This window comes from Stenotrophomonas sp. YIM B06876 (assembly GCF_030711595.1).
GTDB lineage: Bacteria > Pseudomonadota > Gammaproteobacteria > Xanthomonadales > Xanthomonadaceae > Stenotrophomonas.
Genome location: NZ_JAUJUJ010000545.1, coordinates 1 through 484, shown reverse-complemented (window position 1 = coordinate 484; position 484 = coordinate 1). Strand labels below are relative to the sequence as shown.

The following is a 484-nucleotide window of genomic DNA, read 5'->3' as shown; positions in this document are numbered from 1 at the left end:
GCGTAATACACGGGGGGCGGCGGTGCGTAGTACACCGGGGGTGGTGCGTAATACACGGGCGCAGGGGCGCCATACACGGGGTAGCCATTGCCCACGCCCACGGCGATGCCGGGCGAACTCACGCCGACCGACCAATTGAGGTCGCGCGCCTGGGCCACGCTGGCGCCGCCCAAAGCGAGCAGCGCCACACCGGCAGCAGCGGCCACGGCATACAGAGAACGGACTTTTTTCATGGAAATCTCCTGGTTGGGTGGGGACTGCTGCAGATCATCAGAGCGGTCCCGTCGGTACATAACGCACCAGATACCCAAAAGGATGGCATAGAAGTGTAAAGTTGATGTTTCTGGACGTATGCGTGCCTGTTGCCACGCGTAACGCCAGCGGGGCCGGCACCCTAAAATGGCCGCATGAGCCTTCCGACCACCAACACCTCCCCAGAAGCCGCCAAGCCGAGCAACTTTCTGCGCCAGATCATTGAAAACGA

Annotated in this window: 1 protein-coding gene; it reads right to left on the bottom strand. The window is 61.8% G+C overall.

Annotated elements, in window-relative coordinates; genetic code table 11:
• Positions 1-233 (bottom strand): hypothetical protein (locus QZH66_RS18390; RefSeq protein WP_345783884.1); only part of this gene is annotated, 233 nt, incomplete at its 3' end.
• Positions 234-484: the final 251 nt, after the last annotated feature.